This is a genomic window from Chamaesiphon sp. VAR_69_metabat_338 (assembly GCF_031423935.1).
Taxonomy (GTDB): domain Bacteria; phylum Cyanobacteriota; class Cyanobacteriia; order Cyanobacteriales; family Chamaesiphonaceae; genus Chamaesiphon.
Window position 1 is genome coordinate 1 of sequence record NZ_JANPGM010000765.1, and the last position, 8,541, is coordinate 8,541.

6 protein-coding genes are annotated in these 8,541 nt (G+C 49.2%); 2 read left to right on the top strand and 4 right to left on the bottom strand.

The features are described from left to right. Positions 1 to 78: 78 nt before the first annotated feature. Complete coding sequence (locus RMO84_RS21140; protein ID WP_310490410.1) at positions 79 to 939, bottom strand: tetratricopeptide repeat protein; 861 nt, start codon at positions 937 to 939, stop codon at positions 79 to 81. Between the two features lie 482 nt (positions 940 to 1,421). Here RMO84_RS21140 and RMO84_RS21145 point away from each other — a divergent pair, with 482 nt between their 5' ends. Both RMO84_RS21145 and RMO84_RS21150 read left to right on the top strand, forming a co-directional pair. After that, on the top strand, positions 1,422 to 3,035 hold the full coding sequence (locus RMO84_RS21145) for an efflux RND transporter periplasmic adaptor subunit (RefSeq protein WP_310490411.1): 1,614 nt from the start codon (positions 1,422 to 1,424) through the stop codon (positions 3,033 to 3,035). A 148-nt stretch (positions 3,036 to 3,183) separates the two neighbouring features. Next, entirely contained in the window at positions 3,184 to 4,407 is a 1,224-nt protein-coding gene (locus RMO84_RS21150; RefSeq protein WP_310490412.1) for an ABC transporter permease, read from the top strand. Positions 4,408 to 4,699: 292 nt separating this feature from the next. Here RMO84_RS21150 and RMO84_RS21155 read toward each other — a convergent pair whose 3' ends face one another. The 3 genes from RMO84_RS21155 to RMO84_RS21165 form a co-directional block, all read right to left on the bottom strand. Continuing rightward, positions 4,700 to 5,485 carry a DUF1868 domain-containing protein gene (locus tag RMO84_RS21155; RefSeq protein WP_310490413.1) on the bottom strand — a complete coding sequence of 262 codons (786 nt, stop codon included), beginning with the start codon at positions 5,483 to 5,485 and terminating at the stop codon, positions 4,700 to 4,702. A 644-nt stretch (positions 5,486 to 6,129) separates the two neighbouring features. Then, entirely contained in the window at positions 6,130 to 7,284 is a 1,155-nt protein-coding gene (alr, locus tag RMO84_RS21160; RefSeq protein WP_310490414.1) for an alanine racemase, read from the bottom strand. 257 nt (positions 7,285 to 7,541) lie between these two features. Then, a partial coding sequence (locus tag RMO84_RS21165) for a hypothetical protein (RefSeq protein WP_310490415.1) occupies positions 7,542 to 8,541 on the bottom strand: 1,000 nt, incomplete at its 5' end.

Consider the following 8,541-nt stretch of genomic DNA (forward strand, 5'->3'; position numbering starts at 1 on the left):
CGCGTGATTTGGGTCGCTAAACCGTCGGGAAACCCGACGAGCGCGAATCGCTATTCCCTATCCCCTATTCCCTATTCCCTACCCTCTACTCGGTGCCTTAGTAATAAAATCCCTCACCCGGGGAGTCTGAATCAATTTGCGGGTATCGTTGAGGAGTTTCTCGCCCCACAAGTTATCCTTGAGATATTGAATATTGGCATAGCGACTGTCAAGGACGATCGCTTTTTCGGCAGCGGTGTAGGCTTCGGCTTGTTTGCCTTGAGCGAAGAGAGCGACTGCCATTGCCAGCATGGGTTCGGCGGCTTTGGGGTCGATCGAGATCGCCCGTTGCCAGTTTTGCATGGCACTATTGAGGTCGCCAGATTCGTAGCTGACTAAGCCGATATTATTGATCGCCGGCCAAAATTTGGGATCTTTTTTAACCGCTTTTTGGTATTGAGCGATCGCGTCGGGATACTTATTCGATTTGTAATAAGCATTGCCCAAATCGAACAGGGCACTATTATTATCGGGCTTAATTTTTAGCCCAGCTTGGATCGTATCGATCGCCTTGGGTAGTTCGCCTTTCTGGAAATAGGCCGATCCGAGCATGAATAGTACGTCTGGATCTTGAGGCTTAATCGCTCTAGCTTGTTGGAGCGCATCGATGCCTTTTTGATATTTTTGAGTTTGGACGAGTAATGTGCCCAAAAATAGCCAAGCTTCGTGATTTTTAGGGACGAGTTGAGTTGCTAAAGCAACGCGCGGAATGGCTTGTTCGTACTGTTGAAATTGCACTAACCCAGCCGCTTGTCTCAATAAAACTTTGCTAGTATCTTCTAAAGACTTTGAGTCTTGATTGGGGGCATAAGGTAATAAAGCTTGGCTATAAGCGACTGTTGGTAGGCTGACAATCCCCAAGCAAGCAGTCAGGAGTAATGGATAGATCCGTTTATGCACGATAAGTTAGGTCTAGGTAGATAGTCGAAGACGATCGAATGGAGCATCGTCGCGATCGCCATTTCCCAAGTCGGGCTTCGGACGATCGATTCCATCATAAGACAGATTTTACAGCTACGATGACAATTCTCAACCGAGTCAAATCTCGCCAGATAATCGTTGCGAACTGTGAGATCGTCATTATATCTAAGCTGGCGTATTTAGCGATCTAGAGCTGGAATCTAGCTATAGTCATCGATTTCGAGCGATTGGTATTGCCGCAGGACACCTGGGTGGGGGTTTTCCCTACCGCTAAATCTGACTTTAGTCACTAGCCATTCGCTTTCGCATCAAGGTAAAATTAATGTAAATAAAAGTAACAGATTAGATTAAAGATCGATTGTCGATCTGCTTACTTGGCGGATCGATCTCGTGGAATAGAGACGCGCGCCAGCTAAGCCATTTCAGATTTTAACCGCAAGATGAGTGAGTCTCGACCGCATATGCAATTACCTCTGCTAAAAAATGTCAAGCGTCCTCTCCCTGTCATTGCGGGGATTACAGCGGCGACGATCGGCATCGTCACCCTGGGTGCGATCGCCTATACCCAGTTGAAACCGGCTCCCAAAATCGATTTAGCCCGCTATACTACAGTCGCCAAAGCTCAAGATCTGACCGATCGGATTACGGCTAGCGGTAACGTGATCCCGTTTCAGACGGCTAATATTAGCCCTAAAACTGCTGGTAGAGTCGCCAGATTGTTTGTAGAACAAGGCGATCGCGTAGTTCAAGGCCAAAAAATCGCGCAAATGGAAAATGCCGAGCTGCAAGCCGGTTTCGCGCAAGCACAAGCCAATGTCCAGCAAGCACAGGCAAATTTAAATAAGGCGAAGAACGGTTCCCGCACCGAAGAAATCGTTGAAGCCAAAGCCAAGCTAGAGCAAGCACGAGCGAATCTTAATAAAGCCAAAAACGGCAACCGTCCCGAAGAAACCGCGCAGGTGCAGGCCAAATTGGCACAAGCTCAAGCCAATCTCAATCTAACCCAGTCGATCGCCCCCCAACAAATCGAACAGGCATCAGCCCAGGTAGCATCAGCAACCGCCAAACTCAAACTCGCCCAAGCCAATGTCGATCGCAATCGATCGCTCAAATCTTCAGGTGCAGTCGCCCAAGATAAACTCGATCAATCGATCGCCGACTATCAAACCGCCCGCGCCAACGTCCTCGACGCCCAGCAAAAACTCCAACAGGCGCGCAACAGCAGCCAGTCGGAAATCGCCCAACGCCAAGCCGCCGTCACCGAAGCCCAGCAAGCGTTAAAGCAATCCCAACTCGGCAGTCGATCGGAAGATGTCGCCAGTTTCGTCGCTCAAGTCGAGCAAGCCCAAGCCGCCTACAATCGGGTTAAAAATGGCTCGCGCCCTGAAGATATCGCGCAGTTTACCGCTGCCTTAGCCGTCGCCAATGCCCAGCTCGACTCCGCCCGCTCTCAGTTTACCGATTCGACGGTCATCGCACCTTTCGCTGGCCTGATTACCCAGCGGTATGCCAGCATCGGCGCATTCGTGACGCCGACAACTTCGGCTTCAACTAGCACCTCTGCCACATCAACTTCGATCGTCGCTTTAGCCAAAGACATGGAAATCAAAGCCAAAGTCCCCGAAGTAGACATCGGTAAAATCAAAGTCGGCCAAAAAGTGGAAATTACCGCTGATGCCTTTAGCGACAAGCCGTTTCAAGGTACCGTCAGACTGGTAGCACCCGAAGCCGTCGTCGAGCAAAACGTCACCTCCTTTGAAGTCCGCGTCGCCCTCGATACGGGCAGAGACGTGTTGAAATCGGGAATGAATGTCAACGCGATCTTTAGTGGCAAACGTACCAACAACGCCTTAACAATTCCCACGGTGGCAATTAGCTCCAAACGCGGTCAAACGGGCGTTTATATCCCTGGGGAAAATAACGAACCCGTATTTAAACCGATTAAAGTCGGTGCCAGCGTCCGCGATAAAGTACAAGTCCTCGAAGGTATCAAATCTGGCGATCGCGTCTTCATCGACATCCCCGCTGGATTTAAAGACAAAATGATGGGCGAAGGAAATAAGACGGGTGGGTAGTAAATAGGGGATAGGGGTTAGGGAATAGGGAATAGAGAATAGAGGTTGATGATTTTCACCTCCCGTCGCCCAGTCCTCCCCAGTCTCCCAGTCTCCCAGTCCCCCAGTCTGCCCTAACCCCTATCCCCTATCCCCTATCCCCTAACAGATGAATCTCCTCGAAAGCCTGAAAATGGCGACTCAAACACTGATCTCGAATAAGCTGCGGAGTAGTTTGACGATGTTAGGCATCGCGATTGGGAATGCTTCCGTAATTGGCATGATCGGTGTCGGTGAAGGTACGCAAACCCTCGCCACCGATCAATTCAAGAGTTTGGGGCCAAATACCCTATTTATCCTTCCAGGTTCTCCCAAAGCCCAAAATATCCGCAGTGGGGGGACGCCGCCGACATTGGTACTCAGCGATGCTCGCGCGATCGCGCGGCAAGTGCCGTCGGTAGCTGGTGTTGCGCCAGTGCTGCAAAACTCGTTTGTCGTCAATTATCAAAGTGTGACGACAACCTCGATTATTCAAGGTACCACTGCGGACTTTCCCGCAGTGCGAAATTTTGCCGTCGATAAAGGGCGATTTGTCAATGCTCAAGATGTCAAACAGGATAAACAAGTCGCGATGGTAGGCACAGATATCGCCCAACGCTTATTTGGCAATAATAATCCGATCGGCAAACAGATTCGGATCAACAATGTCAGCTTTGAAGTTGTCGGACTGATGGAAAGCAAAGGTTCATCATTTGGCAGCAATCAAGACGATGCGATCTTTGTGCCGATTACGACGATGAGCAAACGGATCATCGGGCGGACTTCGCCTTACGGACTGCGGTTATCCTTAATTTCGGTATCGGCAAAGAGCAGCGAAAGCATGGATGCAGCCGAGTTCCAAATCACCAACTTACTCCGCCAACGCCACAAAATCGTCGGTGAAGATGATTTCACCGTCCGCAATCAAAAAGATGCCCTGACGATCGTCTCGACGATTACTGGCGCGCTGACGCTACTACTAGGCGCGATCGCGGGGATTTCACTGCTCGTCGGTGGGATCGGCGTGATGAATATCATGCTGGTATCAGTCACCGAGCGCACCCAAGAAATCGGCTTGCGCAAAGCGATCGGGGCTACTCAAAATGATATCCTGACCCAATTTACGATCGAAGCAATCGTGCTGTCGATCGTCGGCGGCATTATCGGGACTTCAGTTGGCATTGGCGGCATCATTTTAGTCCGCAATTTTAGCCCGCTCAAAACCGCCGCCATTTCCCCATCGGCGATCGTGCTCGCGGTCAGTGTTTCTGGTGGAATTGGCTTATTCTTTGGCGTAGTTCCGGCGCGACAAGCGGCTAAACTAGACCCGATCGAAGCTTTACGCAGTGCTTAAAGATCTTATCTGTAGATTCATTTGTTAACAATATTATAAGGTGTGTTACCGCGAAGCGTAACGTACCAAATATAGCTAGAAAATTACCGAATTGTAGGGTGTGTTACCGCGAAGCGTAACGCACCAAATATAGCTAGAAAATTACCGATCTAGATTAGTGAATTACCCGAGCGAATCTGGCAATCTGGATCGCTGATTTAAGGATAAAGAGTATTCTCGATCGCCATAACTTAGAAAAAAAACGATAGCCACAATAGCTATCGTTATTTAATGATTTCTAGTAGATAACTACTTACAACTTGACGATCGGAAAATGTGGCTCTCTGGAGTAAGTATACATATCTGTAAACTTCCGCAATTGCCCGTGCGCCAGCACGATCTCCTGGGGATTGTCCAACCAGTGCATATTGTATTCTTGCAAAGTATCGCTCAATCGCGCGCGATCGATTTCCTGATGGACATTGGCAAAATAAGCTAACGTTGTGTGAGCGGTAAAGTAATATTGCTGCTCGATTCCCAACGAAATCAAATTGGAATTTTGATAAATCGCCCGTCGGAACGCAATAATCCGATCGTAACTATACTCATCCTTGGGTACCAAACTCACTTCGATCGCGCGGGGTCTGACCGTCAATCCCATGATTTGCCACCGAATGGGCGCAGTATCGACGACCGACTTCTGATAGATCTCGAAACTCTCGGCAATCCGCTCGACTAATTTGCTTTCAAAATCAGGATTGCCAGCAATTGCCGTCCGATAAGCACTATCCCAAATCAAATCGGCGAGGGTGAAGTGAAAGCTAGCTGGATCGACTAAAACTAATAAATCCGATTCTAACTTTTCGACCAGCTTTTGCTGACATGCCGCTAAAGACTCAAAGACTGCGCTATTGCCAGGATCTTCGGCTCCTGGTGGCGTAATTGCCGAGTAACCTGGAAAAGATACCGGCTGGCGCGTACCATCGGCTGTTAGCTCAAATTTAGGTGATTCTTGAAGATTTTTGACCTGAGATTCGTAGGTGGCGGGTAAGGTCATTTTTGCCACGCGATTGAGATAAGTGTGATAGGACTCGTCCACTCGCGATCGCCTCCTTGCCGTTGATATTTACTAACATTATCGAATGTCTTTTACCTAAATACACATACACTATTTTCTTCACTCACGATCGCATTTTTTTGCAATTGTTGACACTACATGTCGAGATAGAAAGTAGATATAGTGTGGGGTTCATTCCTAAGCTTAACACTTCACTCTGGCAATGTTGTGACTCAAAAGTAGGAGTTTTGGGAGTGGGGAGTTGCTGTACCACCGCATGGGAGTTAGGAGGTGGACATAATTAAAGTGACAATGACGAGATCGCCCTCACCCCGCCCTCGCTTCCGGCTCTGGCTCCCCTCTGTCTTGTCTCGCTGTCTTGACCCAAACACGTGCAGAGGGAACCTCCGCGTGATTTGGGTCGCTGTCTTGACCCAAAGCCATGGGTCGGGAACCTCCGCGTGATTTGGGTCGCTGTCTTGACTCGCTTCCATGGTCGGGGAACAAAGGCGGGAGCGAGTCGCTGAACCGTCGGGGAACAAAGGCGTGCGTTTGGGTCAAGACAGAGGGGTTGGGGGTGAGGGCAAAAGGCTGGCATTTTACATTTAATTTCGCCTAGCTACTTATCTGGCTGTTAAGGCTTCAGCCTTCACGACTGGTTCTACAATCCAAAATCTAAAATAGTATTAATTCACGCTAATCCGTGGCAATCTTTGTTTGAAGCCACATAAAATTTCCCAGGAAATCGTCCCTAGCTCTGTCGCCCAGTCATCGGCACCGATCTTGTTGTTGCCGTCGGCTCCCAACATCGTCACGATTTCACCTACCTGAAGATCGGGAATCTGACTGACATCGAGCATAATCCGATCCATCGTAATCGTGCCAATTTGGCGGACGAGTTGACCTCTGACGATCGCTTGCAGACGATCGGACAAGCGGCGGGGAATCCCGTCAGCATAGCCAATTTCGACGACCGCGATCGTCAAATCGCGATCGGCGATAAACCGATACCCATAACTCACCCCCGTGCCAGCAGTAATGTCTCTAACTTGGGTAATTCTGGCGCGGACGCTCAATACTGGGCGCAAATCGATCGCTGATGCTAAATGTGGTGCGGGGTAGAGTCCATATAAAATCAGCCCCGGACGCACTAACTGATAGTGCAACCGATCGCCAACTAAAATCCCCGCAGAATTAGCTAGATGCAGCATGGGCAGCGTATATCCCGCCGCTCTAATTGCCGCTTGCGATCGCTCGAATCGATCGACTTGCAATTCCATCACGGTCGGATCGAGGTCGTCAGCGGTGGCTAGATGGGAGTACAAGCTGGCGATCTCCAAATAGGGCAATGCATGCAGCTCGCGATAAACAGCCACCGCCTGCTGCCAATTTGCCCCCAATCGCGACATCCCTGTATCTAACTTGAGATGGACGTGTAAGGGTTTCCTGGGAGCTAATTGGGCGATCGCTTTGGAAATCAGTGTCGCTTGAGCGATCGTGCAGATTGTCGGTTGTAGCTCCCATTGACAGATCGCGCGAACTTGAACGTCGGTATCGATCGCCCCTAATACGAGAATTGGCGCGACAATCCCGGCGGCGCGCAGCTCGATGCCTTCAGGTATTGTTGCCACCGCCAACCATTCTACCCCCGCAGCCACGAGCGTACGAGCAACCTCGATCGCGCCATGTCCGTAGGCATCCGCTTTGACGACAGCCATAATTTTGGTCGCGGGTGCCACTAATGCTTGAATCTGGCAAACATTATGCCTCAATGCGGCTCGATCGATTTCTACCCAAGCGCGCTGCCGTTCCCAATCCAGATCGATCGATGGACGATCCATAGCTCTTGCTCTTTTGCTGTGGTGCCTATTTACATCGCTATGATACTCGATCGGCTCATCCTTACTCGATCGACATGCCCACTCATCACTCCGCTCCCCGCTGTCTTGAAAAGGTGCTCTACTTGCGGCGTTTTTATGTCTAGGGTTCCCCCCGAATAAGAAAACGACAAGACAGCGGAGTTCGTCCGGTCGGGTGCCCCGACCATGGAACGAACCCAAGCAGGGGAAACCCCAAGACCGCACTTTTCGCTCCCAACTCACCGCTTCACCAAAATATATGCCTTCGTATACTCCGGTAACTTGCGCGTATAACTCGCAAAATCCGCTTTACTATCAAATACTCCAGCCAAAAAATCTAACTGATGTAAATTGGGCAAAAAAGCCCCACCCGTATCGGCAATAATTCCCATGTGTAACTGAGGTTTGCCATCGATCGAGTTTTCGGTGACAACGATCCGCCCCAAGCCAATATTCAATACATCTCCGGCGAATGTCACCCCTGGTTTGAGCGAAATTTTAGTCTCGATCGTTTGACCGAATCCTTTAATATTATTGACAGGCTTAAAGTACCAATACCGTTTTTGCTCGGTGGGAGCCAGACCTTTAATATAGGGCAAATTATTATTGCGATCGACATTAAAAAAGGCCGACTTGCCATCAGCGAATTTGACTAAAATCGTTCCTTCCATCAATGCTGACTCCAAGCCCTCGCGATCGAGATAAGCTAGCGGTTCGACTGCCCCAACTTCTGTCCCTTTCGGTTCGTAGATATTTTTCAAGACATCTTGTTTGGTATATTTCAAGCGGATGGTATCAATATCCGTACCTGGTTTGAGCGCGTACAGTCCTGCATTAAATTCTTTGGTTGGCGTTCGCGAACCGCGATGGGTAAATACGGCATATTTAGTCATCCGTACTCGTTTTTCATCTGTTGTCGTCGGATTAAAAGCCGTCCATTGGATTGCCTTAAAATTGTTATTTAAAAACTTCGGATCTTGGAGGCGGATCGGTCTTTTGGCTTTGAGATCTTGCTGCAAAGTCAATACCATGAAATCCAGGGTTTTAACAATATCAGCCACTTTCACACCTTGTGTCCCCAAGATTCCTTCTCGCTGAAGATCTGGATCGCTGTCTAAGCGATTCCTAAAATACTTACGGGTACTTTTTAAAACTACTAATAAGTCTGCACCATTAAACTTAACCTTGCTATTTGGCAGACTGCTAGGCTTCAAAATATTGCGACTTTGCGCCATAAAT